The sequence below is a fragment of the Streptomyces xanthii genome (assembly GCF_014621695.1).
GTDB classification, from domain to species: Bacteria; Actinomycetota; Actinomycetes; order Streptomycetales; family Streptomycetaceae; genus Streptomyces; species Streptomyces xanthii.
Window position 1 is genome coordinate 1,810,254 of sequence record NZ_CP061281.1, and the last position, 24,137, is coordinate 1,834,390.

The window sequence follows — 24,137 nt, forward strand, 5'->3', positions numbered from 1 at the left end:
GCTTTCTGGACGTCACAGGCCGGGGATGAGGGAGAGGAGCAGGTCGATGACCTTGATGCCGACGAAGGGGGCGATCAGGCCGCCGAGTCCGTAGACGCCGAGGTTGCGGCGGAGCATGCGGTCGGCGCTGGTCGGGCGGTAGCGGACGCCCTTCAGGGCGAGCGGGACGAGCGCGACGATGATCAGAGCGTTGAAGACGACGGCGGACAGGATCGCCGAGTTCGGGCTCGACAGGTGCATGATGTTGAGCGTGTTGAGCCCGGGGTAGACGGCCGCGAAGAGCGCCGGGATGATCGCGAAGTACTTGGCGACGTCGTTGGCGATCGAGAAGGTGGTCAACGCACCACGGGTGATCAACAGTTGCTTGCCGATCTCGACGATCTCGATCAGCTTGGTCGGGTTCGAGTCGAGGTCGACCATGTTGCCGGCCTCCTTCGCGGCCGACGTGCCCGTGTTCATCGCGACGCCGACGTCCGCCTGGGCCAGCGCCGGCGCGTCGTTGGTGCCGTCGCCGGTCATCGCGACGAGCTTGCCGCCCGCCTGCTCCCGCTTGATGAGGGCCATCTTGTCCTCGGGCGTGGCCTCGGCGAGGAAGTCGTCGACGCCGGCCTCTTCCGCGATGGCCTTGGCCGTCAGCGGGTTGTCACCGGTGATCATGACGGTCTTGATGCCCATGCGGCGCAGCTCGTCGAAGCGTTCGCGCATGCCGTCCTTGACGACGTCCTTGAGGTGGATCACGCCGAGCACACGGGCGCCGTCGGTGTCCTCGACGGCGACGAGGAGCGGGGTGCCGCCGGCGGCGGAGATGGCGTCGGTGAGTGTCGTGGCGTCGTCGGCGACCTGCCCGCCGCGTTCGCGGACCCAGGCCAGGACCGAACCTGCGGCCCCCTTGCGGATGCGGCGTCCGTCGACGTCGACGCCGGACATCCGGGTCTGGGCGGTGAACTCGATCCAGGTGGCGCCCGCGAGTTCGCCCTGGTGGCGTTCACGCAGCCCGTACCGCTCCTTGGCGAGGACGACGACCGAGCGGCCCTCGGGCGTCTCGTCCGACAGGGACGAGAGCTGTGCCGCGTCGGCGACCTCGGCCTCGGTGACGCCGCGCACGGGGACGAACTCGGCGGCCTGCCGGTTGCCGAGGGTGATGGTGCCGGTCTTGTCGAGCAGCAGCGTCGAGACGTCGCCGGCCGCTTCGACGGCGCGGCCGGACATGGCGAGCACGTTGCGCTGCACGAGGCGGTCCATGCCGGCGATGCCGATGGCGGAGAGCAGGGCGCCGATGGTGGTCGGGATGAGGCAGACCAGGAGGGCGACCAGGACGACCATGTCGAGCTGCTTGCCCGCGTAGTCGGCGAACGGCGGCAGCGTCGCGACGGCGAGGAGGAAGACGACGGTCAGGGAGGCGAGCAGGATGTTGAGCGCGATCTCGTTGGGCGTCTTCTGCCGGGCGGCGCCCTCGACCAGGTTGATCATGCGGTCGATGAACGTCTCGCCGGGCTTCGTGGTGATCTTGACGACGATGCGGTCGGAGAGGACCTTGGTGCCGCCGGTGACGGCGCTGCGGTCGCCGCCGGACTCGCGGATGACGGGCGCGGACTCGCCGGTGATCGCGGATTCGTCGACGCTGGCGACGCCCTCGACCACGTCACCGTCGCCCGGGATGATGTCGCCGGCCTCGCACACGACGCGGTCGCCGACCTTGAGCTCCGTACCCGGCACCCGCTCCTCACGGCCGTCCACCAGGCGCCGCGCCACCGTGTCGGTCTTGGCCTTGCGCAGGGTGTCGGCCTGCGCCTTGCCGCGGCCCTCGGCGACGGCCTCCGCGAGGTTGGCGAAGATCACGGTCAGCCAGAGCCAGGCGCTGATGGTCCAGCCGAACCAGTCGGTCGGGTCGGTGAAGGAGAACGCCGTGGTCAGCACGGACCCGACGAGCACCACGAACATGACCGGCGACTTGATCATGATGCGCGGGTCGAGTTTGCGCAGGGCGCCCGGGAAGGACTTCAGGAGCTGCCGGGGGTCGAAGAGTCCGGCGCCGACCCGGCCCTCGCCTTCGCCGGAGCCGTGCCCGGTGGGCACGTCCTGGTGCGGGGCCCGGGTGGGAGTGACTGTGGACATGGAGCCCTCTGGATTCTTCGTCAGCTGTGACTTCTGGGTGTGAGGGCTCATTTACGCCAGTCCCTCGGCGAGCGGCCCGAGCGCGAGCGCCGGGAAGTACGTGAGGCCGGTGATGATCAGGATGGTGCCGACGAGAAGGCCGGTGAACAGCGGTTTCGCGGTGCGCAGGGTGCCGGCGGAGGCCGGTACCGGCTGCTGCCCGGCGAGCGATCCGGCGAGCGCGAGGACGAACACCATCGGCAGGAAGCGCCCCAGGAGCATGGCCAGTCCGATCGTGGTGTTGAACCACTGCGTGTCGGCGTTCAGGCCTCCGAAGGCGGAGCCGTTGTTGTTGGCGCCCGAGGTGTAGGCGTAGAGGATCTCCGAGAATCCGTGGGCGCCAGGGTTGAGCATCGAGTTCGGCGGCGTCGGCAGCGCCATCGCGAGGGCCGTGAAGACGAGGACCAGCGCGGGCGTGATCAGGATGTAGCAGGCGGCGAGCTTGATCTCGCGCGTGCCGATCTTCTTGCCCAGGTACTCGGGCGTGCGGCCGACCATCAGTCCCGCGATGAACACCGCGATGATCGCCATGATCAGCATGCCGTAGAGGCCGGAGCCGGTGCCGCCGGGCGCGATCTCGCCGAGCTGCATGCCCAGCATGGTGATGCCGCCGCCCAGCCCGGTCAGCGAGGAGTGGAAGCCGTCGACGGCACCGGTGGAGGTGAGCGTCGTGGAGACCGCGAAGATCGACGTGCCGCCGATGCCGAAGCGGTTCTCCTTGCCCTCCATGGCGCCGCCCGCGAGCTGGAACGCGGGGCCGTGGTGGGCGAACTCGGTCCACATCATCAGGCCGACGAAGGCGATCCAGATGGTGCCCATGGTGGCGAGGATCGCGTAGCCCTGCCGGAGCGAGCCGACCATGCGGCCGAAGGTCCGCGTCAGCGCGAAGGGGATGACGAGGATCAGGAAGACCTCGAAGAGGTTCGAGAGACCATTGGGATTCTCGAAGGGGTGGGCGGAGTTGGCGTTGAAGTAGCCGCCTCCATTGGTGCCGAGTTCCTTGATGGCCTCCTGGGAGGCGACGGCGCCGCCGTTCCACTCCTGGCTGCCGCCCAGGAACTGCCCGACCTCATGGATCCCTGAGAAGTTCTGGATCGCGCCGCACGCGACGAGGACGAGTGCGCCGATGACGGAGATCGGCAGCAGGATGCGTACGACGCCGCGCACGAGGTCGGCCCAGAAGTTGCCCAGTTCCCCGGTGCGGGAGCGGGCGAAGCCGCGCACGAGGGCGACGGCGACGGCGATGCCGACGGCCGCCGACACGAAGTTCTGCACCGCCAGGCCGCCGGTCTGCACGACGTGACCCATGGCCTGTTCGCCGTAGTACGACTGCCAGTTGGTGTTCGCGACGAAGGACGCGGCCGTGTTGAACGCCTGGTCCGGGTCGATGGAGCGGAAGCCGAGCGAGCCGGGCAGGCTGCCCTGGAGCCGCTGCAGCAGATACAGGAACAGGACGCTCACGGCGGAGAAGGCCAGCACACCGCGCAGGTACGCGGTCCAGCGCATCTCGGTGTCGGGGTTCGCGCCGATGCCCTTGTAGATCCAGCGCTCCACCCGCAGGTGCTTCGGGGAGGAGTAGACCCGGGCCATGTGGTCGCCCAGGGGACGGTAGGCCAGCGCCAGGGCCGCGACGAGCGCGAGGACCTGGAGCGCGCCGGCGAGTACGGGGCTCATATCTGTGCTCAGAACCTCTCCGGATAGACGAGGGCGAGGACGAGATAGGCGAGGAGGGCCACGGCCACGACGAGGCCGACCACGTTCTCCGCGTTCACAGCTTCGTCACCCCCTTGGCGACGAGTGCCACCAGCGCGAAGACCGCGAGCGTGGTGACGACGAAGGCCACGTCGGCCATCGTGAGCTCCCTGGATGAAGGTTCGAATCAGTACGGACACTGAGAGGAAACCTCCGGCCAGGGCCGGTGCCGCTTCCGTTGACGGCTCCCTTACGGGGGCGAGTGCGGCCTTGACGTGTCCTATACGGCCTTGACGCGTCGCATACGGGGGCGCCGGTGCGGATCGGGGTCGCGCCGCCCCTGCGCCTACGATCCGAGGAGACCGGTCGGCCAGTAGACCGGTTCAGCTAGCAGGGCGGCAGCGGCCGCAGCACGGAAGGACGCACGCGATGACAGACGGCGTGACGACGGACGGGATGGCGACGGACGGGCATGGCGACATGACGACGGACGGGAACGAGAAGGACTCCGTGCTGGACGACCCCGTCGGAGCGTCCCTGCGCGGAGCCCACGCGCACCTCGCCCGCCGCCGCGGCGAGGCGTTCACCTATCAGGGGGACGTCGCCACGTTCGCCGCGCTGCCGGCGGCGCCGGACGCGGCCGCGTGGGCCGAGCTGGCGGCGCTGCTCGGCCCCGGGGAGCTGGCCGACCTGTTCTCCTCCCCCGCGACGCCGCCGCGGGACTGGGAGCCCGTCTTCTCCCTCGACGGACTGCAGTTGACCGGGCCCGTAGGCGGCGAGCAGGGCTCCGCGGACGAGTCCGGCGTAGTCGAACTCGGCCCGGCCGACGTCCCGGACATGCTGGCGCTCGTCGAACGGACGCGGCCCGGACCGTTCCGGCCCCGCACGCACGAACTCGGCACCTACCTGGGCGTCCGTGCGGGCGGCTCCCTCGTCGCCCTGGCGGGAGAGCGGCTGCGGCCGCCCGGCTGGACGGAGATCAGCGCGGTCTGCACCGCGCCCGAGGCGCGCGGCCGGGGCCACGCCGCGCGCCTGGTCCGCGCTCTGAGCGCCCGGATCGAGGCACGGGGCGAGCGCCCGTTCCTGCACGTGGCCGCGTCGAACACGGCGGCGGTCACGCTGTACGAGCGGCTCGGTTTCGAGGTGCGGCGCCCGGTCACGTTCCGGGGCTTCCGTGTCCCTGGAGCGTGACCTTCTGAAGCGCGCCCCTTCTGGAGCACGGCCTTCCGAAGCGCGCCCTTCCTACGCGCGACCTTCAGAAGCATGCCCCCTGAGGCGTGCGGGTCAGCGCTTCGGCTGCGGCCTGACCGTGAGGATCTGCTGCGCCGTCCCGACGGGTCCTTCGACGTCGTGCAGGACCGTGCTGGTGACGCCGTGCCCCGCCGGGCCGAAGGTCACCGTCGTGTCGAGGCCGGTCCAGCGGCCGCGCGGCTGCCGGTGCAGGTGCAGCGTCAGATCGACGTTGGGGAACATCCACTCGTTCGGCGACTCGCGCACGGCGATACCGTTCGCGGTGTCGACGAGGGCGACGAAGGAGGCGAGCGGGCTGCTCGGTTCGCCGGCCACGAGGTCGAGCGGCGTGGAGATCCAGGCGGTGGTCCGGCCGGGCCGCGGCGGCGCGAGGGGGCGGACGTCGATCGAGGCGATGTAGCCGCCGGGCCAGTGATCCGCCATCGGCCAGGGGGCGAGCGCGTCGGGCGGGGTGAGCGGGTCGGGTCCGCCACCGGCGACGGCCGTGGTGTCGGTGGCGGCGAGCAGCCAGGCGCGGGCGCGGACCACGGCGCGTCCGGCGATCAGGACGACGGCTTCGAGGAGTTCGATGGTGCGGCCGGGCCGGACGGCCTCCACCCGGATCTCGCACTCGTCGAGGGCGAGCCGGCCGAGGATGTCGAAGCTGATCCGGGCGACGGCGAGCCCCACGGTCTCCGGGCGCGCGGCCAGGTGCCGGTCGATCGCGTGGACGACGAGGCCGCCGAGCGGGCTGAAGTGCTGCTCGTCGGGGTCCCAGGCGCCGCCCGCGTGCACGGTGGGCTTGTAGCGAAACGCGTCGATGGGCTCGTAGTAGCTGTGGTGACTGCCGGTGGACAACGGACACTTCCCCTTCCTGTGGCGGACGCCGTCGCTCGGCCGGATCGCGGCCGGGGCCGGTGCCCGGCGACCAACGTAACCGAGCGGCCGCTCACGTGTACTAGACCGGTCTAGCAGCGGCGGGCTAGGTTGGCGCGCAGCGTCCGTGAACCGGTCGTGGCCCGGCCCTGGCCCGTCAGTTGGGAGTGGCACCATGCAGCCCGCGCAGCCGTCGAAGCACACCGTTCCGCTCGACTCGGGGTGGAGCCTGGACCACGACGGGGGGCCGCTGCCCGCGCAGGTTCCGGGATGTGTGCACACCGATCTGCTGGCGGCGGGCCTGATCCCGGATCCGTTCATCGGCCGCGCCGAGCTCGAGATCGACTGGGTGGGGCGCCGCGCCTGGACGTACTCGCGGGACGTGGCTGCCGAGCAGACCACGGCGGACGAGCGGTACGAGCGCACGGATCTGGTCTTCGACGGGCTCGACACGGCGGCCCGGATCACGCTCGGCGGGCGGGAGTTGGGCCGGACCCGGAACATGCACCGCGCGTACCGCTTCGACGTCACGAACCTGAGCGGGCCGCTGGACGTGGAGTTCGCCTCCGCGTACGACGAGGCGGAGGCGGTGCGGCGCGTGACGGGCGACCGGCCGAACGTGTATCCCGCGCCGTCCCAGTACATCCGGAAGATGGCGTGCGGTTTCGGCTGGGACTGGGGTCCGACCGTGGTCACGGCCGGCCTGTGGCGTCCGGTCCGGCTGGAGCGCTGGTCAACGGCGCGGCTGGCGCGGGTCCGGCCCCTGGTGACGGTCGGTGGGGACGGCTCGGGCCGGGTCGAGCTGCGGATCGACGTGGAGCGCACGGAGCGGGGCGCGGACCGTGCGCTGACCGTGCGGGCCGATGTCGCGGGCGTCACCGTGACAGGTCAGGTGGAGGGTGACGGCGCGACCCTGGTGCTGGACGTGCCGGATGTCCGGTTGTGGTGGCCACGCGGCTACGGCGAACAGCCTCTGTACGAGGTCGCGTTGACGCTGCTCGACGGCGACGGCGGGACGGTGCTGGACGGCTGGGGGCGGCGGCTCGGCTTCAGGAGCGTCGAGATCGACCGGGCGCCGGACGAGCACGGCACGGGCTTCACGTTCGTGGTGAACGGTGTGCGCGTCTTCGTGCGCGGGGTGAACTGGATTCCCGACGACGTGCTGCCGTCCCGGGTCACGCCCGAGCGGTACCGGACGCGACTGCGGCAGACGGCGGAGGCGAACGCCGATCTGGTGCGGGTGTGGGGTGGTGGGATCTACGAGGACGAGGCGTTCTACGACGCCTGTGACGAGCTGGGTCTGATGGTGTGGCAGGACTTCCTGTTCGCCTGTTCCACCTATCCGGAGGAACAGCCGCTGCGCGGGGAGGTCGAGGCGGAGGCGCGGGAGAACGTGGTGCGGCTGATGCCGCATCCGAGTCTCGTGGTGTGGAACGGCAACAACGAGAACCTGTGGGGCTTCCGGGACTGGGGCTGGGAGGAGGAACTCGCCGGGGACTCGTGGGGCGAGGGCTACTACCTGGGGCTGCTGCCGCGGGTCGTCGCCGAGCTGGACCCGACACGGCCCTACATGGCGGGCAGTCCGTGGTCCGGCTCCTGGGACCACCACCCCAACCATCCGGATCACGGCACGCACCACTCGTGGGACGTGTGGAACCGGGTGGACTTCACCGAGTACCGGGCCGATGTGCCGCGGTTCGTCGCCGAGTTCGGCTGGCAGGCGCCGCCCGCGCTCGCCACACTGCGCCGGGCGCTGCCCGGTGAGGAGCTGGCCCCCGACTCCCCCGGCATGCTGCACCACCAGAAGGCGGAGGACGGCAACGGCAAGCTCCGGCGCGGTCTGGCCCGCCATTTCGCGGTGCCCGAGGGCGACTTCGACCGCTGGCACTATCTGACGCAGGTCGTGCAGGCGCGTGCCGTCGCCACCGGCATCGAGCACTGGCGCTCCCACCGGCCGCGCTGCGCGGGGACGATCGTGTGGCAGATCAACGACTGCTGGCCGGTCAGTTCCTGGTCCGCGATCGACGGCGACGGCCGCCTCAAGCCGCTCCACCACGAGCTGCGCCGCCTGTACGCGGACCGGCTGCTCACCCTTCAGCCCGGCGCGGACGGTCCGGTGCTCGTCCTCGACAACCAGTCGCCGGAGGTGTGGAGTTGCGCGGTGACGCTGCGCCTGATGCACGCCGACGGGACGGAGGCCGCGCGGGTGTCGCCGGACGTCACCGTGCCCGCGCGCGAGGTGCTGCGGCTGCCGGTCCCGGCGAGGGCTGTTCCAGGGGCGGGCTCGGCGAAGGAGTACCTGGTCGCGGACGCCGACGGGCTGCGCGCGCTCCACTTCGAGGCGCGCGACCGTGATTTCGCCTATCCGCGGCCCCGTTTCGACATCGCGGTCGAGAGCGTCGGCGGGACACGGGACACGGTCGACGTCGTCGTCAGCGCCCACACTCTCGTACGAGACCTGCTGCTCCAGCCCGACCGCCTTGCTCCGGACGCTCAGGCCGACCGGGGTCTGGTCACCCTGCTGCCCGGCGAGACGACGAGGATCCGGGTGCACGGCGCTCCGGACTGCGGGGCCAACGCGATCCGGGCCGCCCTCTTCTGCGTGGAGCCGGCGTGAACGGCGGGCCGGGCGGCGGCATGAGCGTTGGCGGTCGGAGGGTGACCATCAGGGACGTCGCGGCGGCGGCCGGGGTGTCCAAGGGAGCGGTGTCGATCGCGTTCAACCACAAGCCGGGGCTGTCCGAGCCTACGCGCGAGCGGATCTTCGGGGTGGCGCGCGAGCTGGGCTGGGCGCCGGACGCGTCGGCGCGCAGCCTGTCGCGGCGCCGCACGGACACGGTCGGTCTGGCCCTGTGCCGTCCGGCGCGGCTGCTGGGCCTGGAGCCGTTCTACATGGAGTTCGTGTCCGGTCTGCAGAGCGTGCTCGCCGAGCGTTCTTGCTCGCTGCTGCTGCGGCTCGTCGGGAGCCGGGAGGAGGAGATCGGGCTGCAGGAGGCCTGGTGGCGCGAGCGGCAGGTCGGCGGGACGGTCCTCGTCGACCTGGACCGGGACGATCCGCGGGTCGCACCGGTCGCGGCGCTCGGCGTCCCCGCCGTCGCGGTCGCCCACCCGGATCTGGCCGGTGGGCTGCCCTCGGTGTGGCGGGACGACGTGGCCGCGATGGACGAGGCGGTGCGCTATCTCGCCGCGCTCGGGCACCGTCGGATCGCCCGGGTCGGCGGGCCGGAGCGGCTGGGGCACAGCGTGCTGCGCGAACGGGCCTTCGCCGGCGCGCTGGGCTCGCTCGGCCTCGACGCGGGGCTCCAGGTCTCGACGGACTACTCGGGTGGGGAGGGCGCCCGCGCGACCCGGGCGCTCTTGCTGCGGCCCGAGCGGCCGACGGCGATCGTGTACGACAACGACATCATGGCCGTGGCCGGGCTCGGAGTGGCCGCCGAGCTGGGCCTCACGGTCCCGGACGACTTGTCGCTGCTCGCCTGGGACGACTCCCAGCTGTGCCGGCTGACCCGCCCGTCACTGTCGGCGATGAGCCATGACGTGCACGGATTCGGGGCGGATGTGGCCCGGGCGCTCTTCGAGGTGATCGAGGGGCGCGAGCTCGGCAGGGAGCCGGTGTCGCGCCCGTCGTTGACTCCGCGCGGGTCGACGGCGGCACCGCGGATTCCTTGATGTGCCTTGATTGTTGTTGATCGTCATTGATTGTCGTTGACGACCTTGATGCTGCTCTGATGCTCAGCGTCGTCCCTTGAGCCGCTCCACGGCTGTGACCCCGACGGCGGCGAGCCCGACCTGCACGGCAAGTTCGATCCAGTCGACGCCCCGGGTGTCGGCGACGCCGAAGGCGCCGGCGACGGCCGTGCCGACCAGGGCCGCGCCAATGCCGACGAGGATCGTCCACAGGACGCCGATGCGCTGACGGCCCGGGATCACCAGGCGGCCCAGGATGCCGATGACGATGCCGATCACGATCGCGGTGAAGATGCCGGAGATCTCCATGACTGATGCCTGCCCCTCGTCGAGCCGCTACGACGCCCCGTGGGGATGGACGCGGCCGGGGCCCGGCGGGTTGAGCGGGCGCCGGGTCGGGCGGGGTCGGGGGCGGTCGGATCGGTCAGGGGTCGGGCTTCTCCTGCGGCGCGGGTGCCTGGTGAAGGTGGCGTGCCTGGTCGTCGTAGCCGCTCAGTACGGCTCTGAGCTGCTCCAGCGATTCCTCGGGGATGTCGGGCGGAGCGGACTCGACCACGTAACGGGCGGCGGCCACGAGGGCCGCGAACTCGAAGGCGTGGGCGGTCGCCCGCAGAACGCCGGGCCGGGCCCACTCCAGGCGCATGATCAGCCCTTCGACGACAGGTATTCCTTGATCTGGCCGAGTTCCTTCTCGAAGTCGTCGTAGTCCTCGCGCATCCCGTTGAGGTAGGCGCTCCAGCCGAGGCTGTTCTTGGCGTAGTGGACGGCTTCCTGGATCTCCTCGTCCGTGGCCCCGAACAGCTTCGCGGCCTCGGTGTGGAACAGCGTGCAGTAACGGCACTTCGTCTCCGAGTGCAGTGCGATCCCGATGAGTTCCTTGTACTTGTTCGGGATCAGCGTCTCTCCGAGTTCGAGCTTCTTGAAGATCTCCCACTCGTAGTCCAGCAGGTCGTCGGGGATCGCGGAGAAGAAGTGAGGCACGAGCCCCAGCGTCTCCTTGATCTCCGCCTCCACCTCGCCCCGGTTACGTCCCGCCATGGCGACCACTTCCTCTCAGCCGAAGCGGAACCGGTTCTCCTTGTCCACGATATGCCTGGGCGGGGGGCCCAGGCATATGCAGACGTGTAGACGTGTACCCGGCGGGCACTTGGCCCGGCCGCGCTCGGCGCCGGGTCACCACCGGTCGATCAGCGGTGTGTCCGGTGCGTGCCGGCGCCAGGCTTCGGTGAGGCGGGCGAGGCGGGTCGGGGCGGCGATGCCGCGTACGGTGGTGATCTTGCCGTCGGCGAGATCGAACGTCACCGCTCCGGTGATCCGGTCGCCGAGCACGAAGAGGACGGCGGGGGCGCCGTTGACGAGCGCGTAGTGGAGGGCGAGCGGGCCGCCGGCGAGTCGCCGCTTCGCCGGAGTGGGCTTCAGGCCCGCCCGTACGACGGCGGCGATGCGCGACGGAGTGTCGTACCGCAGCAGCTTCTCGGCGAGGCCGCCGACGCCGTCGGAGATCGCCGTCGCGTCGTCCGTGAGGAGCTCCACGAGTCGTTCGGTGCGTCCCGAGGAGGCGGCGGCGAGGAACTCCTCGATGATCCTGCGGGCGGCTGCCGGGTCGGCTTCGCCGCCACCGCGGCGGGCGGCGGTGACGCGGCGCCGGGCCCGGTGGAGGTGCTGCTGGCTCGCGGACTCGGTGATGTCGAGGATCTCGGCGATCTCGGCGTGGGTGTACGCGAAGGCCTCGCGCAGGACGTAGACGGCCCGTTCGACGGGTGACAGCCGCTCCATGAGCGTCAGCACGGCCAGGGAGACGGACTCGCGCTGCTCGAAGGTGTCGGCCGGGCCGAGCATCGGGTCGTTGTCGAGGAGCGGTTCGGGCAGCCAGGCGCCGGCGGTGCGTTCCCGGCGGGCCTGTGCCGAGCGGAGCCGGTCGAGGCACAGGTTGGTGACGACCTTGGTCAGCCAGGCCTCCGGCACCCTGATCCGCTGCCGGTCCGCGGCCTGCCAGTGCAAGAAGGCGTCCTGCACGGTGTCTTCGGCGTCGGTGGCCGAGCCGAGCAGCCGGTACGCCAACGAGGCGAGCCGACTCCGGCCGGCCTCGAACCGGCCGGTGTCGAATCGATCAGTGGCGGCGCTGTCCATGCGGACCACCCCAAACGGTGCGGTGGAAGACGAATCTGACCGGGCCATCTTGCCTGTATGAGCGGGGTGTTGAGGGACCGGGTGACGCATTCGGAGGGAACGGCGGCGGCTCTGCCGACCGTGCGGCCGTGAGAGACCTGCGACGCCGACCGGGAGACTACGCGACCGCCTTCTCGGCAGGCGCGTTCTCGGCAGGCGCCATCTTTTCGGGCGCGTTCTGCGGGGCCGCCAGCCGGTGCTTGCGCTTGGGCAGGCCGAAGGTGGGGTGCGAGGTGGCCCACAGCGCCATCCCGACGATGCCGTTCTTGATCCGCGCGGCCTTCCGGCCGCCCATGAACCGCGGCTTGGCCCGCCCTTCCTTGTCGACCATCTGCACGATCCCGTCCAGCCGCCCGAGGCTGATGTGGTTGCCCACGTACTCCAGCTTGCCGTTCGGGATCTCACGCCCGGTCAGGCGCCCCACGACCGCGTCCGCGGCCTGCCGGCCCGTGTAGCCGGCCGAGGCGCAGGACATCGGCAGCGGCCGGCCGTTGTCACCGACGGCGTAGGCGCTGTCGCCGACGGCGAAGACGTCCGGGTGCGACACGGACCGCATGGTGCGGTCGACGGTGATGCGGCCGTCGTCGGTGACCTCCAGGCCGCTCGCGGCGGCGAGAGGACCGACGACGAATCCAGCGGTCCACACGGTCGCGTCGGACGCGAGGACGGTGCCGTCGGAGCACAACACCCGTGCGGCTTCCACGGCTTCGACACTGGTGTGCTCGACGACGGTGACGGCCAGGCGGGCGCAGGCCTCGCGCAGGTGGCCACGCGCACCGGCCGAGAGCGCGGCGCCGAGCTCACCGCGGGCGACCAGTGTCACCGACAGGCCGGGCCGTGACTCGGCGATCTCGGTGGCGGTCTCGATGCCCGTCAGTCCTTCGCCGACGACCAGCGCGCGGCCGCCCTCGCCCCGCTCCTCCAGGCGGTCCAGGCGCTCACGCAGGCGTCGTGCCGAGGGCCGGGCGGAGATGTCGAAGGCGTGCTCGGCGACACCCGGGACGCCGTGATCGGCGCCGTGGCTGCCGAGCGCGTAGAGCAACGTGTCGTAGCCGAGTTCGCCGCCGCCGTCGGCGTCGGCCACGGCGACGACCCGGCGGTCGGGATCGACGGCGGTGACGCGGCCGACACGCAGCCGTACCGCCGTGCCCGCGAAGACGTCGGCGAGCCGGGGAGCCGCGATCTCCTGCCCGGCGGCGAGCTGATGCAGCCGCATCCGCTGGACGAAGTCCGGCTCCGCGTTGACCACGGTGATCTCGGTGTCGGCCGGTGCCAGCCGGCGCGCCAGGGTCCCTGCCACGTAGGTCCCCGCGTACCCGGCGCCGAGGACGACGATGCGGTGCTTCATGAGGTGCTCCCGTCGGTTCGCTTGCTGTCAGCGACTTGAGCGGGACAGCCCCTCGATCCCTGACAGAAACCTCATGTGACCTGAGTCACACCATGATGATTACGCACCACAGCACTGCCGACGGGAGACGAACGACATGCGGGTGCCGCCACGACGCGCGGTGGCGGCACCCGGAGAAACAGCAGGTCAGCGACCCTTGTCAGCCGGCTCCAGAATCGCCACGCACTCCACGTGGTGCGTCATCGGGAACAGGTCGAACGCCCGCAGCGTCCGCACCTTGTACCCGCCGTCCTTGAAGTACGCGATGTCCCGCGCCAGCGCGGCCGGGTCGCAGGCCACGTAGGCGATGCGGCGGGCGCCGAGGGTCGTGAGGTGGGCGACCGTCTTCTTGCCGGCGCCGGCGCGCGGGGGGTCGAGGACGATCAGGTCGACGTCGGTGATGCCGGTGCGGGGCAGGACGGCCTCGACCTTGCCCTGTTCGACGCGGACGCGGTCGAAGGAGGCGAGGTTGTGGCGGGCGTCCTCGACGGCGCGCTTGCCGGACTCGATGCCGAGCACCGCGCCCTTCTCGCCGACGCGGTCCGCGAGCGCGCCCGCGAAGAGGCCGACGCCGCAGTAGAGGTCGAGGGCGGTGTCGCCCTTGCGCGGGAGGAGGCCCTGCATGACGGCCTTCATGAGGGTGTCGGCGGCCTTGGGGTGGACCTGCCAGAAGCCGCCGCTGCCGACCCGGTAGGTGCGGTCGTCGGCGCGCTCGCGGACGAAGGGGCGGCCGTGGACGCGGTGGACTCCGCCGTCCTTCTCGCCGACCCGCATGACGGAGACCGGCTTGTCGAGCTCGACGATGGGCAGTCGGGCGCCCGGCTTCGGGGTGAGGATCACCTGGCGGTCCTGGGAACCGCTGGCGGCGATGGCCTCGACCGACTCCATGCCGGTCCAGTCCCGCTCCTCAATGCCCAGTTCGGAGACGCCCTCGGCGGCGATCATGCAGTGCTCGACCGGCTCGACCTCGTGCGAGCGGTGGCGGCGCAGGCCCGCGCGGCCCTCCGGCGTCACGGCGTACTGCACGCGCGTGCGCCACTGCGGCACCTCGCCCGCCGGAAGCTTGTCGCCCTCGGCCGGCATGACCGTGCCGTCCCAGCCGGCCTCCTCGGGGGTCAGGCCCGCGAGGCGCTGCAGCTGCTCGGCGATGACCTCGCCCTTGAGGCGGCGCTGGGCGCCGGGCTTGGCGTGCTGCCAGTCGCAGCCGCCGCAGCGGCCGGGACCGGCGTAGGGGCAGGGGGCCTCGACGCGGTCCTTGGACGCCTCAAGGATCTGCACGGCGTCGGCGCGCAGGAAGCGCGCGCCCTCCTCGCCCTCGGTCACGCGGGCGACGACGCGCTCGCCGGGCAGGGTGTGCCGCACGAAGAGGACCTGGCCCTCGGCGGTGCGCGCGATGCAGTGGCCGCCGTGCGCGACGGGACCGACCTCGACCTCGTACTCCGTCCCCACCAGTGAGGTCTTCGGTTCTGCCTGCATGGCGGGGCTCCAGTACGTCAAGGGGGTGGCCGCACGAAAGCGGCCGGACAACAGCCCACCAGTCTACGTGGCTGTCGTCCGGCCGCTCACCACACGGCTGCGCCGGCTGCGCGGCTACTTGCCGCTGGACTCCTTGGTCCGCTTCTCGACGGGTCCGCGGCGTACGGATCCGGGCGCGTTCCATTCCTGGCGCCTGCGGGCGCGCAGCTTGGCGGCCTCGGAGGACTCCAGCTGGTAGGGCACGGAGGTGACCATGATGCCGGGGGTGAACAGGAGGCGTCCCTTGAGGCGCAGCGCGCTCTGGTTGTGGAGCAGGTGCTCGTACCAGTGGCCCACGACGTACTCGGGGATGATCACGCTGACGGCGTCGCGCGGCGACTCCTTGCGGAGGTTCTTCACGTACTCGATGACGGGCCGGGTGATCTCGCGGTAGGGCGAGTCGAGGACCTTGAGGGGTACGTCGATGCCGCGGCGCTCCCACTCCTCGCGCAGGGCCTTGGTCTCGGCCGGATCAACATTGACGCTCAATGCCTCGAGCGTGTCCGTACGCATCAGCTTGGCGTACGCGATCGCGCGCAGCGTCGGGCGGTGGATCTTGGAGACCAGCACGATGGAGTGGACGCGGGAGGGGCGGACGCTGTCGTCGGACGGCGTCTCCGGTGCGGCGATCTCCTCGGCGACCCGGTCGTAGTGCTTGCGGATCGCGGTCATCGTCGCGAAGAAGATGCACATGCCGAGCAGGGCGACCCAGGCGCCGTGGGTGAACTTGGTGACCAGGACGACGACGAGGACGAGGCCGGTCAGGAAGCCGCCGAAGGCGTTGATCGCGCGGGAGCGGATCATGTGGCGGCGCTTGGCGGGGTCCTTCTCGGTGCGCAGGTGGCGGTTCCAGTGGCGGACCATGCCGGTCTGGCTGAGCGTGAAGGACACGAACACGCCGACGATGTACAGCTGGATCAGGCGGGTCGAGTCGGCGCCGTAGATGACGACGAGCAGGGCGGCCGCGCCCGCGAGCAGCACGATGCCGTTGGAGAACGCGAGGCGGTCGCCGCGGGTGTGCAGCTGGCGGGGCAGGTAGCGGTCCTGGGCGAGGATCGAGCCGAGCACCGGGAAGCCGTTGTACGCCGTGTTGGCGGCGAGGAACAGCACGAGGGCGGTGGCCGCGGCGAGCACGATGAACAGGAAGCTGCCGTTGCCGAAGACGGCCTCGGCGACCTGGGTGATGACCGGGTCCTGCACGTAGCCCGAGCCGACCGGCACCCCGTTCTTGAGCAGGTCGTGCGCCGGGTTCTCGGCCATGCGGACCTTGGTGACGAGGGCGAGGCCGATGATGCCGACGAGCATGGTGATGGCCAGCGCGCCCATCAGGGACAGGGTCGTCGCCGCGTTCTTGGACTTGGGCTTGCGGAAGGCCGGGACGCCGTTGGAGACGGCCTCGACACCGGTGAGCGCGGCGCAGCCGGAGGAGAAGGCGCGCAGCAGGAGGAAGACGAGGGCGAAGCCGGCGAGGCCCTGCTCCTCGGCCTTGATGTGGAAGTCGGCGGTGGGGGCGCGCATGGTGTCCCCGAGCACGATGCCGCGGAAGGCGCCCCACGCGATCATGATGAAGACGCCGACGACGAAGACGTAGGTGGGGATCGCGAAGAGCGATCCGGACTCCTTGACGCCGCGCAGGTTCATCAGGGTCAGCAGCAGGATGACCGCGACGGCGCACAGCACCTTGTGCTCGACCACGAACGGGATGGCCGAGCCCAGGTTCTCGATGCCTGAGGTGATGGAGACGGCGACGGTGAGGACGTAGTCCACGAGCAGCGCGCTGGCGACCGTCAGGCCGGCCTTGGGACCGAGGTTGGTGGTGGCGACCTCGTAGTCACCGCCGCCGCTGGGGTACGCGTGCACGTTCTGCCGGTACGACGCCACCACGGTGAACATCACGACCACGACGGCCAGGGCGATCCACGGGCTGAAGTGGTACGCCGAGATGCCCGCGACGGAGAGGACGAGGAGGACCTCTCCGGGCGCGTAGGCAACGGAGGACAGGGCGTCGGAAGCGAAGACGGGGAGGGCGATGCGCTTCGGCAGGAGCGTTTCTCCGAGCCGGTCACTGCGCAGTGCGCGCCCGATCAGGATCCGTTTGGGCACGTCGGTCAGTTTGGACACGCAGAGGATCGTAAGGGTTCGAACGTGGGGCCGCCCACCCACCACCCCCCAACTCCGCCGGATGCCCGGAATACGGACGGCCGGAGGGGGTTCGGTGCGCGTCCCGTAGGCCGTGCGCGGCTCCCGTGGGACGGTGATGATCCAGGAGCCGACGCGGAGGTCGTGTTCGAGCGGACAGCCGATACGGTGGTGCCGAGCGCGAGCCGCGAAATGCCCGCATCGTGCCCGAGAGCCGGCCGCACAGGCCGGACCGAGCCGCGAGAGAGAGACATGAGCAGGACGTTTACCCAGGTCGGTAGGCCTATGAGGAGTGCGTGGTAGGGCCGTGCATATCGTGATCATGGGCTGTGGCCGCGTAGGGTCCCAACTCGCCCAGACTCTGGAACAGCAGGGGCACACGGTCGCCGTCGTGGACCAGGACCCGACGGCCTTCCGCCGTCTGGGCTCCGGTTTCGGCGGCCGTCGCGTCACCGGCGTCGGATTCGACCAGGACACCCTGCGCGAGGCCGGCATCGAGGAGGCGGGCGCCTTCGCCGCCGTCTCCAGCGGTGACAACTCCAACATCATCGCGGCCCGGGTGGCGCGCGAGATGTTCGGAGTGGAGAACGTGGCGGCGCGCATCTACGACCCCCGCCGCGCCGAGGTCTACCAGCGCCTCGGCATCCCGACCGTCGCGACGGTCCGGTGGACCGCCGACCAGATGCTGCGCCGGCTGCTGCCGTCGGGCGCGGAGCCGCTGTGGCGCGACCCCACCGGGGGCGTCCAGCTCGCCGAGGTGCACGCCTCGGACGCCTGGGTGGGGCACAAGATCAGCCGCCTCCAGGACGAGACCGGTGTGCGCGTGGCGTTCCTGACCCGGCTCGGCGAGGCGATCCTGCCGACGTCGCAGACGGTGCTGCAGGAGGGCGATCTCGTGCACGTGATGATGCGCACGGACGACGTCGACAAGGTCGAGGCGGCGTTCGCCGAGGGTCCTGAAGAGGAGGGCGGTCACTGATGAGGGTCGCCATTGCCGGAGCCGGCGCGGTGGGCCGCTCGATCGCGGGCGAACTGCTCGAGAACGGGCACGAGGTCCTGCTGATCGACAAGGCGCCGACCGCGATCTCGGTCGAGCGCGTCCCGCAGGCGGAGTGGCTGCTCGCCGACGCCTGTGAGATCACCTCCCTGGACGAGGCGGCGCTGCAGCGCTGCAACGTGGTCATCGCGGCCACGGGTGACGACAAGGTCAACCTGGTCGTCTCACTGCTCGCGAAGACCGAGTACGGCGTCCCGCGCGTCGTCGCCCGCGTGAACAACCCGAAGAACGAGTGGCTGTTCAACGAGTCGTGGGGCGTGGACGTCGCGGTGTCGACGCCGCGTCTGATGTCGGCCCTGGTCGAGGAGGCGGTCAGCGTCGGCGACCTGGTGCGCCTGCTCCGCTTCAGCCACGGCGACGCGAACCTGGTGGAGCTGACGCTGCCGCCCGAGTCGGCGCTCGCCGGCACGCGCGTGGGTGACGTCCAGTGGCCGCAGGACACCTCGCTGGTCACGATCATCCGTGGCACGCGGGTCCTGGCGCCCAGCCAGGAGGACTCCCTGGAGGCCGGTGACGAGCTGCTGTTCGTCGCGGCGCAGGCCCGGGAGGAGCAGCTGGAGGATCTGCTGTCGGTGCGGCGCGAGGACGCGTAGCGCCGCCGGACGGACGTGAGCAAAGGGGTGAGCCCCGGTGAGCAGTGCTCGCCGGGGCTCACCCCTTTGTTCGGTGTGCGGGCGTCTCAGGCCCCTGCTCGGTGCGCGGGCGTCTCAGGCCTCGCGGCGGTGGCGTGCGCCGCCGCTCTTGCGTTCGGCGGACCGTGGCTCGGCGCCGGTGCCGGCGGCCTCCATCTCGGCCTTGCGCGCGGCCTCGGCCTCCTCGGCCGCCTCCATCTCCGCGAACACGTCGATGGGCGCGGGCGCCTTGGCGAGGAAGACCCAGGTGAGCCATACGGCGAGCAGGAACGGCGGGATCTTCAGGGCGACGAGCACCCAGCCGAACTGCGTGGTGTCCGCCCACCAGTAGAGCGGGAAGAGGATCGCGCACTTGGCGAGCAGGATCAGGCCCCAGGCCCAACTGGCCTTCGCGTAGGCCTTCTTGCGGCCGGGGTTACGCGTGCGCCACGACAGGTTCTCCTTGAACACCGGTCCGAGGATGAGCCCGATGAGCGGCACCCCGCAGATCGTGGTGATCATGTACGCGAGGGAGAGGCCCAGCGTGTAGAGCATGCCGGGGAGGTAGAAGTCCTTGGCGTTGCCCGTCATCATCGCGAAGGCGACACCGAAGGCGACGCCGAAGACGCCGCTGAAGGCGTGCTTGACGGTGTCCCGCATGACCAGTCGCACGACGACGAGCGCCAGGGACACCGCGACGGCCGCGATGGCCGACATGCGCAGGTCCTTGTTGATCGTGAAGATGGTCACGAAGAGGAGGCCGGGGGCGACGGTCTCCACCATGCCCCGCACGCCGCCGAAGGCCTCGAAGAGCGCGGCCTCGGTCACCGCCTTGGAGTCGGCGGTCTCGGCATCGGCATCGACTCCGAGTTCACGATCGGTCGGCTTGTCGAGCGACGTCACCGGCTACTCCCGTCCGAGCGGTCTGAGTTCGTACTTCGGGTTGAAGAGCACCCTACGGCCATGGCTCATCGAGACCCGCCCGGAGGCGATGAGCTTGCGGCCCGGCTCGATCCCGACGATCGAGCGGCGCCCCAGCCACACCACGTCCAGCGCGGCCGAGCCGTCGAACAACTCCGCCTCGAGAGCGGGGACTCCGGCACGTGGCCGCAGGGTCACCGTGCGCAACGTACCAGTTACGGTGACCATCTGTCGGTCCTGGCAGTGGTCGATCCGCGTGCAGCCCGTGGTCTGCGAGTCCTCGCGCAGCTCCTCCGACTCCAGGTCCTCCTGGGAGGTGGACAGTCGGTCGAGCATGCGACGGAACCGGCCGGCCGGCTTCTCGGACGCCCTGTCGGAACGGGGAACAGCACTCATGAAAGGAAGCCTACCCGGGCCCGCGGACAGGCGGGAAAGGGCCGCTTCCCGGTGAGACCCACCTCTCCCCGCGCCGGTGCGGCCTACTTCTCGAAGCGGTAGCCCATGCCCGGCTCGGTGATGAAGTGCCGCGGGTGCGAGGGGTCCGTCTCCAGCTTGCGGCGCAGCTGCGCCATGTAGACGCGCAGATAGTTGGTCTCGGTGCCGTAGGAGGGGCCCCACACCTCCTGGAGGAGCTGCTTCTGGCTCACCAGGCGCCCGGTGTTGCGCACGAGCACCTCCAGCAGGTGCCATTCGGTGGGCGTGAGCCGGACGTCGCGTCCGTCGCGGTGGACCTTCTTGGCCGCCATGTCCACCGTGAAGTCCTCGGTCTCGACGATGCCCTCGTCCTCGCCGCCACCGGTGGGTTCGGCCCGTCGCACGGCCGCGCGGAGCCGGGCGAGGAGCTCGTCCATGCCGAAGGGCTTGGTGACGTAGTCGTCCGCGCCGGCGTCGAGGGCCTCCACCTTCTCGTCGGAGGAGTGCCGTGCGGACAGGACCAGGATCGGTACCCGGGTCCAGCCGCGCAGTCCCTTGATCACCTCGACGCCGTCCATGTCGGGCAGGCCCAGGTCGAGGACGACCACGTCGGGGTGGCGGGCGGCCGCGAGCTGGAGCGCCTGGGCTCCGTCGCCCGCCGCGTCCACCTCGTACTTGCGCGCCTTCAGGTTGATGACGAGGGCGCGGACGATCTGCGGCTCGTCGTCGACCACGAGCACCCGGGTCATGCGTGCCTGCCTCTCTGCGTCGCTGCTCCCGGTGCGGCGGCCGCCGCCCGGGGGGTGCGGGGCGCCGCCCGCAGGGTGAGGACCATGGTGAGGCCGCCGCCCGGAGTGTCCTCCGCGGTCAGTGTTCCGCCCATGGCCTCGGCGAACCCGCGCGCCACGGCGAGCCCGAGGCCCACACCGGCGCCGCGCGGAGCGTCACCGTAGCGCTGGAACGGGGCGAAGATGCGGTCCTTGGCCTCGTCCGGGACGCCGGGCCCGCGGTCGACGACGCGCAGCTCCACGCGGTCGCCCAGGGCACTGGCGGAGACGAGGACGGGTTCGTCGTGCGGGCTGTACTTGACGGCGTTCTCGACGACGTTGGCGACGGCGCGCTCCAGGAGGCCCTTGTCGACGGTCACCATGGGCAGCGTCTCGGGCACGTCCAGCTGCACGCTGGCCTCCGGGTCGGGTACGCCGACCAGGGCCATCGGGACCACCTCGTCGAGGTCGATCTCCCTGATCAACGGGTTGATCGTGCCGGTCTGGAGCCTTGACATGTCGAGGAGGTTGCCGACGAGGTGATCGAGGCGGTCCGCGCCCTCCTCGATGCCGGCGAGGAGTTCGGCCCGGTCCTCGGGCGACCAGTCGACGTCCTCGGAGCGCAGGGAGGAGACGGACGCCTTGATGCCGGCGAGCGGGGTGCGCAGGTCGTGGCTGACGGCGGCGAGGAGAGCGGTGCGGATGCGGTTGCCCTCGGCGAGGGTGCGGGCGCGGTCGGCCTCGGACTGCAGGCGCTGGCGGTCGAGCACGACGGCGGCCTGCGCGGCGAACGCGGCGAGCACGCGGCGGTCCTCGGCGGGCAGCACCCGGCCGGAGAGGGCGAGCACCATGTCGTAGCCGCCGCCGACTGGCATGTCGACGTCGGCGTCCTCGGGCCGGTCGGGCGGGTGGGGTCCGACGCTGCCCGCGACGGTCCAGGGCTCGGTGTCGCCGGCGCGCTCCATGAGGGCGACGGACTCCATGGCGAAGGTCTCGCGGACCCGCTCCAGGAGCGCTTCGAGGCTGGTCTCGCCGCGCAGCACGCTGCCCGCGAGGAAGGACAGGATCTCGGATTCGGCGCGCAGCCGGGAGGCCTGGTGGGTGCGGCGGGCGGCCAGGTCGACGACGGAGGCGACGGACACGGCGACGCCCACGAAGATCGCGATGGCGACGATGTTCTTGGGGTCGGCGACGGTGAACAGGTGTTTGGGCGGGGTGAAGAAGTAGTTCAGGAGCAGGGAGCCGAACGCGGCCGAGGCCAGCGCCGGCAGCAGTCCGCCCACGAGGGCCGCCGCCACGGTCAGGGCCAGGAACAGCAGCATGTCGTTGGCGAGGCCGAGGTCGGCGTCGACGTGGGTGAGGGCGAGCGCGAGCAGCGCGGGGCCGCCGACGCCGATCAGCCAGCCCCACACGATCCGGGACCGGCCGAGCCGGGCGCCGCGGGCGACGGGCAGTCCGCGGCCCTTGGCGACCTCCTCGTGCGTGACGATGTGGACGTCGAGGTCGGGCCCGGACTCGCGTGCGACGGTGGCGCCGACGCCTGGTCCGAACATGTACTGCCAGGTCTTGCGGCGCGAGGAGCCGAGGACGATCTGGGTGGCGTTGACGCCGCGCGCGAACTCCAGGAGCGCGGCGGGGATGTCGTCGCCGACGACGTGGTGGAAGGTGCCGCCGAGGTCCTCGACGAGGGTGCGCTGGACGGCGAGTTCCTTGGGCGAGGCCGCGGTCAGGCCGTCGCTGCGCGCGATGTAGACGGCGAGGACCTCGCCGCCGGCGCCCTTCTCGGCGAGCCGCGCGGCGCGCCGGATGAGGGTGCGGCCCTCGGGTCCGCCGGTGAGGCCGACGACGATGCGCTCGCGGGCCTGCCAGGTGGAGCGGATGTTGTGCTCGCCGCGGTACTCCTGGAGGTACTCGTCGGCGCGGTCGGCGACCCACAGGAGGGCCAGTTCGCGCAGCGCGGTGAGGTTGCCGGGGCGGAAGTAGTTGGACAGGGCCGCGTCGACCTTGTCGGGCTGGTAGATGTTCCCGTGCGCCATGCGGCGGCGCAGCGCCTGGGGCGACATGTCGACGAGTTCGATCTGGTCGGCGCGGCGGACGAACTCGTCGGGGACGGTCTCCTGCTGCCGTACGCCGGTGATGGATTCGACGACGTCGCCGAGTGATTCCAGGTGCTGGATGTTGACGGTCGAGATGACGTCGATGCCGACGGCGAGCAGTTCCTCGACGTCCTGCCAGCGCTTGGCGTGGCGCGACCCGGGCACGTTCGTGTGCGCGAGCTCGTCGACGAGGGCTACGGCGGGGGCGCGGCGCAGCACGGCGTCGACGTCCATCTCGGGGAAGACGGCGCCGCGGTAGGTGATCTCCTGGCGCGGGATCCGTTCGAGGCCGTGCAGCATCACCTCGGTGCGGGGCCGGTCGTGGTGCTCGACGAAGGCGACGACGCAGTCGGTGCCGCGCTCGACCCGGCGGTGCGCCTCGGACAGCATGGCGTAGGTCTTGCCGACGCCCGGTGCGGAACCGAGGTAGATCCGGAGCTTGCCGCGTCCCATGGCCTCATCGTCTTCCTGTCACCGCCGCTCGCGGTATCGCAGAGTCGACCCTACGGCCAGGAATTCTCGCAAATGGGACGGAGGCCTGGTGAACGGGCCTCTTTGACAGAACTCTGATGCGGTGCGGGGGGCGCGTCGGGTGCGTCAGGCGCGTCCGTGCTCGACGATCTCGCCGTCGCTGAGCTCCAGGACGCGGTCGGCGAGGTCGAGGAGCGTGGCGTCGTGCGTGGCGACGAGCGCGGTGACGTTCTCGCTGCGGACGACGGCGCGCAGGAGTTCCATGACGGCGAGCCCGGTCTGCGCGTCGAGCTGTCCGGTGGGCTCGTCGGCGATGAGCAGGGCGGGGGTGTTGGCGAGGGCGCGGGCGATGGCGACGCGCTGGCGCTGGCCGCCGGAGAGCTCGCCGGGCCGCTGTTTGGCGTGCCCGTCGAGGCCGACGAGGGAGAGCAGCAGGTCGACGCGCTCCTCTCGCTCGCGCGGGTCGGCGCCGCGCATCCGCAGGGGGATGCCGACGTTCTCGGCGGCGGTGAGGATCGGGATGAGTCCGAAGGACTGGAAGATGAAGCCGATGCGGTCGCGGCGCAACTCCAGGAGGCCGTTCTCGCCGAGGCCGGAGAGTTCGAGGCCGTCGACGACGATGCGTCCGCTGTCCGGTTCGTCGAGGCCGCCGACGAGGTTGAGCAGGGTCGTCTTGCCGGATCCGGAGCGTCCCTTGAGGGCGACGAGTTCGCCGCGCGGGATCTCGAAGGAGACGCCGCGCAGGGCGTGGACGGCGGCGGCGCCGGATCCGTAGGAGCGGTGCAGGTTCTCGACGACGACCATCGGGCCCTGTGGGTCCTTCTCCAGGACGGTGGTTCTCGCCTCGGCGCTCTCGCTCATCGGTACCGCTCCCCCGTACGTACGTTCCCGGCCGGGCGCCAGTATGGCCGCTGGGCGCCCGGCCGGGCAATGGTCGAGACCAGCTCGGAC

21 protein-coding genes are annotated in these 24,137 nt (G+C 71.1%); 5 read left to right on the plus strand and 16 right to left on the minus strand.

Going from position 1 to position 24,137, the window contains the following annotated elements; all coding sequences use genetic code 11:
- Window positions 1-12 precede the first annotated feature (12 nt).
- The 3 genes from kdpB to kdpF are packed head-to-tail and all read right to left on the minus strand — an operon-like array spanning window position 13 to window position 3,926.
- Window positions 13-2,115 carry a potassium-transporting ATPase subunit KdpB gene (kdpB, locus tag IAG42_RS08285; RefSeq protein ID WP_188336377.1) on the minus strand — a complete coding sequence of 701 codons (2,103 nt, stop codon included), beginning with the start codon at window positions 2,113-2,115 and terminating at the stop codon, window positions 13-15.
- A gap of 51 nt (window positions 2,116-2,166) precedes the next feature.
- Complete coding sequence (gene kdpA / locus IAG42_RS08290; RefSeq protein ID WP_188336378.1) at window positions 2,167-3,828, minus strand: potassium-transporting ATPase subunit KdpA; 1,662 nt, start codon at window positions 3,826-3,828, stop codon at window positions 2,167-2,169.
- Between the two features lie 8 nt (window positions 3,829-3,836).
- Window positions 3,837-3,926 carry a K(+)-transporting ATPase subunit F gene (gene kdpF / locus IAG42_RS08295; RefSeq protein ID WP_188336379.1) on the minus strand — a complete coding sequence of 30 codons (90 nt, stop codon included), beginning with the start codon at window positions 3,924-3,926 and terminating at the stop codon, window positions 3,837-3,839.
- A gap of 400 nt (window positions 3,927-4,326) precedes the next feature.
- Between kdpF and IAG42_RS08300 the strand changes: the two genes are divergently transcribed.
- Window positions 4,327-5,037 carry a GNAT family N-acetyltransferase gene (locus IAG42_RS08300; RefSeq protein ID WP_188341257.1) on the plus strand — a complete coding sequence of 237 codons (711 nt, stop codon included), beginning with the start codon at window positions 4,327-4,329 and terminating at the stop codon, window positions 5,035-5,037.
- A 93-nt stretch (window positions 5,038-5,130) separates the two neighbouring features.
- Here IAG42_RS08300 and IAG42_RS08305 read toward each other — a convergent pair whose 3' ends face one another.
- Window positions 5,131-5,934, minus strand: coding sequence for a thioesterase family protein (locus IAG42_RS08305; protein WP_188336380.1), 804 nt, complete (start codon window positions 5,932-5,934; stop codon window positions 5,131-5,133).
- Between the two features lie 193 nt (window positions 5,935-6,127).
- On the opposite strand from IAG42_RS08305, the gene IAG42_RS08310 reads away from it, so the two are divergent.
- The gene (locus IAG42_RS08310) at window positions 6,128-8,569 is read left to right on the plus strand and encodes a glycoside hydrolase family 2 protein (protein ID WP_188336381.1); all 2,442 of its coding nucleotides are present in this window, start codon (window positions 6,128-6,130) and stop codon (window positions 8,567-8,569) included.
- A 20-nt stretch (window positions 8,570-8,589) separates the two neighbouring features.
- The gene (locus tag IAG42_RS08315; RefSeq protein WP_188336382.1) at window positions 8,590-9,621 is read left to right on the plus strand and encodes a LacI family DNA-binding transcriptional regulator; all 1,032 of its coding nucleotides are present in this window, start codon (window positions 8,590-8,592) and stop codon (window positions 9,619-9,621) included.
- A gap of 63 nt (window positions 9,622-9,684) precedes the next feature.
- On the opposite strand, the gene IAG42_RS08320 is transcribed toward IAG42_RS08315, so the two are convergent.
- From IAG42_RS08320 to IAG42_RS08350, 7 genes are all read right to left on the minus strand, one after another.
- Window positions 9,685-9,948: a GlsB/YeaQ/YmgE family stress response membrane protein gene (locus IAG42_RS08320; RefSeq protein ID WP_188336383.1), complete on the minus strand. Its 264-nt coding sequence runs from the start codon at window positions 9,946-9,948 to the stop codon at window positions 9,685-9,687.
- Between the two features lie 115 nt (window positions 9,949-10,063).
- Window positions 10,064-10,282, minus strand: a complete 219-nt coding sequence (locus tag IAG42_RS08325) for a hypothetical protein (RefSeq protein ID WP_188336384.1) — start codon at window positions 10,280-10,282, stop codon at window positions 10,064-10,066.
- A 2-nt stretch (window positions 10,283-10,284) separates the two neighbouring features.
- Window positions 10,285-10,677, minus strand: coding sequence for a carboxymuconolactone decarboxylase family protein (locus IAG42_RS08330; RefSeq protein ID WP_188336385.1), 393 nt, complete (start codon window positions 10,675-10,677; stop codon window positions 10,285-10,287).
- Between the two features lie 135 nt (window positions 10,678-10,812).
- Complete coding sequence (locus IAG42_RS08335) at window positions 10,813-11,769, minus strand: sigma-70 family RNA polymerase sigma factor (RefSeq protein WP_188336386.1); 957 nt, start codon at window positions 11,767-11,769, stop codon at window positions 10,813-10,815.
- 157 nt (window positions 11,770-11,926) lie between these two features.
- Entirely contained in the window at window positions 11,927-13,156 is a 1,230-nt protein-coding gene (locus IAG42_RS08340) for an NAD(P)/FAD-dependent oxidoreductase (protein ID WP_188336387.1), read from the minus strand.
- A 186-nt stretch (window positions 13,157-13,342) separates the two neighbouring features.
- Window positions 13,343-14,671, minus strand: a complete 1,329-nt coding sequence (locus tag IAG42_RS08345) for a class I SAM-dependent RNA methyltransferase (protein WP_188336388.1) — start codon at window positions 14,669-14,671, stop codon at window positions 13,343-13,345.
- Window positions 14,672-14,785: 114 nt separating this feature from the next.
- A complete protein-coding gene (locus IAG42_RS08350) occupies window positions 14,786-16,831 on the minus strand; it encodes an APC family permease (RefSeq protein ID WP_188336389.1) in 2,046 nt (681 codons plus the stop codon).
- A 325-nt stretch (window positions 16,832-17,156) separates the two neighbouring features.
- On the opposite strand from IAG42_RS08350, the gene IAG42_RS08355 reads away from it, so the two are divergent.
- The gene (locus IAG42_RS08355; RefSeq protein ID WP_188336390.1) at window positions 17,157-17,828 is read left to right on the plus strand and encodes a potassium channel family protein; all 672 of its coding nucleotides are present in this window, start codon (window positions 17,157-17,159) and stop codon (window positions 17,826-17,828) included.
- On the plus strand, window positions 17,828-18,499 hold the full coding sequence (locus tag IAG42_RS08360; protein ID WP_161301657.1) for a potassium channel family protein: 672 nt from the start codon (window positions 17,828-17,830) through the stop codon (window positions 18,497-18,499). The genes IAG42_RS08355 and IAG42_RS08360 overlap by 1 nt, the downstream gene beginning before the upstream one ends.
- A gap of 114 nt (window positions 18,500-18,613) precedes the next feature.
- Here the strand turns inward: IAG42_RS08360 and IAG42_RS08365 are convergent, their stop codons facing one another.
- From IAG42_RS08365 to IAG42_RS08385, 5 genes are all read right to left on the minus strand, one after another.
- Complete coding sequence (locus IAG42_RS08365) at window positions 18,614-19,420, minus strand: DUF3159 domain-containing protein (RefSeq protein WP_188336391.1); 807 nt, start codon at window positions 19,418-19,420, stop codon at window positions 18,614-18,616.
- Between the two features lie 3 nt (window positions 19,421-19,423).
- Window positions 19,424-19,834 (minus strand): OB-fold nucleic acid binding domain-containing protein, encoded by a 411-nt coding sequence (locus tag IAG42_RS08370; protein WP_188336392.1) that lies wholly within the window; start codon window positions 19,832-19,834, stop codon window positions 19,424-19,426.
- A gap of 83 nt (window positions 19,835-19,917) precedes the next feature.
- The gene (locus IAG42_RS08375; RefSeq protein ID WP_188336393.1) at window positions 19,918-20,601 is read right to left on the minus strand and encodes a response regulator; all 684 of its coding nucleotides are present in this window, start codon (window positions 20,599-20,601) and stop codon (window positions 19,918-19,920) included.
- Window positions 20,598-23,168 carry a sensor histidine kinase gene (locus IAG42_RS08380; protein ID WP_188336394.1) on the minus strand — a complete coding sequence of 857 codons (2,571 nt, stop codon included), beginning with the start codon at window positions 23,166-23,168 and terminating at the stop codon, window positions 20,598-20,600. The genes IAG42_RS08375 and IAG42_RS08380 overlap by 4 nt, the downstream gene beginning before the upstream one ends.
- A gap of 144 nt (window positions 23,169-23,312) precedes the next feature.
- Entirely contained in the window at window positions 23,313-24,047 is a 735-nt protein-coding gene (locus IAG42_RS08385; RefSeq protein ID WP_188336395.1) for an ABC transporter ATP-binding protein, read from the minus strand.
- Window positions 24,048-24,137 lie beyond the last annotated feature (90 nt).

Bases quoted from the DNA above. Each gene is read 5' to 3' on its own strand.
- IAG42_RS08385 (WP_188336395.1), bottom strand. From the start codon at position 24,047: ATGAGCGAGAGCGCCGAGGCGAGAACCACCGTCCTGGAGAAGGACCCA.
- kdpA (WP_188336378.1), bottom strand. From the start codon at position 3,828: ATGAGCCCCGTACTCGCCGGCGCGCTCCAGGTCCTCGCGCTCGTCGCG.
- kdpB (WP_188336377.1), bottom strand. From the start codon at position 2,115: ATGTCCACAGTCACTCCCACCCGGGCCCCGCACCAGGACGTGCCCACC.
- IAG42_RS08370 (WP_188336392.1), bottom strand. From the start codon at position 19,834: ATGAGTGCTGTTCCCCGTTCCGACAGGGCGTCCGAGAAGCCGGCCGGC.
- IAG42_RS08375 (WP_188336393.1), bottom strand. From the start codon at position 20,601: ATGACCCGGGTGCTCGTGGTCGACGACGAGCCGCAGATCGTCCGCGCC.
- IAG42_RS08360 (WP_161301657.1), top strand. From the start codon at position 17,828: ATGAGGGTCGCCATTGCCGGAGCCGGCGCGGTGGGCCGCTCGATCGCG.
- IAG42_RS08315 (WP_188336382.1), top strand. From the start codon at position 8,590: ATGAGCGTTGGCGGTCGGAGGGTGACCATCAGGGACGTCGCGGCGGCG.
- IAG42_RS08300 (WP_188341257.1), top strand. From the start codon at position 4,327: ATGACGACGGACGGGAACGAGAAGGACTCCGTGCTGGACGACCCCGTC.
- IAG42_RS08320 (WP_188336383.1), bottom strand. From the start codon at position 9,948: ATGGAGATCTCCGGCATCTTCACCGCGATCGTGATCGGCATCGTCATC.
- IAG42_RS08380 (WP_188336394.1), bottom strand. From the start codon at position 23,168: ATGGGACGCGGCAAGCTCCGGATCTACCTCGGTTCCGCACCGGGCGTC.
- IAG42_RS08335 (WP_188336386.1), bottom strand. From the start codon at position 11,769: ATGGACAGCGCCGCCACTGATCGATTCGACACCGGCCGGTTCGAGGCC.
- IAG42_RS08310 (WP_188336381.1), top strand. From the start codon at position 6,128: ATGCAGCCCGCGCAGCCGTCGAAGCACACCGTTCCGCTCGACTCGGGG.
- IAG42_RS08330 (WP_188336385.1), bottom strand. From the start codon at position 10,677: ATGGCGGGACGTAACCGGGGCGAGGTGGAGGCGGAGATCAAGGAGACG.
- IAG42_RS08325 (WP_188336384.1), bottom strand. From the start codon at position 10,282: ATGCGCCTGGAGTGGGCCCGGCCCGGCGTTCTGCGGGCGACCGCCCAC.
- IAG42_RS08345 (WP_188336388.1), bottom strand. From the start codon at position 14,671: ATGCAGGCAGAACCGAAGACCTCACTGGTGGGGACGGAGTACGAGGTC.
- IAG42_RS08340 (WP_188336387.1), bottom strand. From the start codon at position 13,156: ATGAAGCACCGCATCGTCGTCCTCGGCGCCGGGTACGCGGGGACCTAC.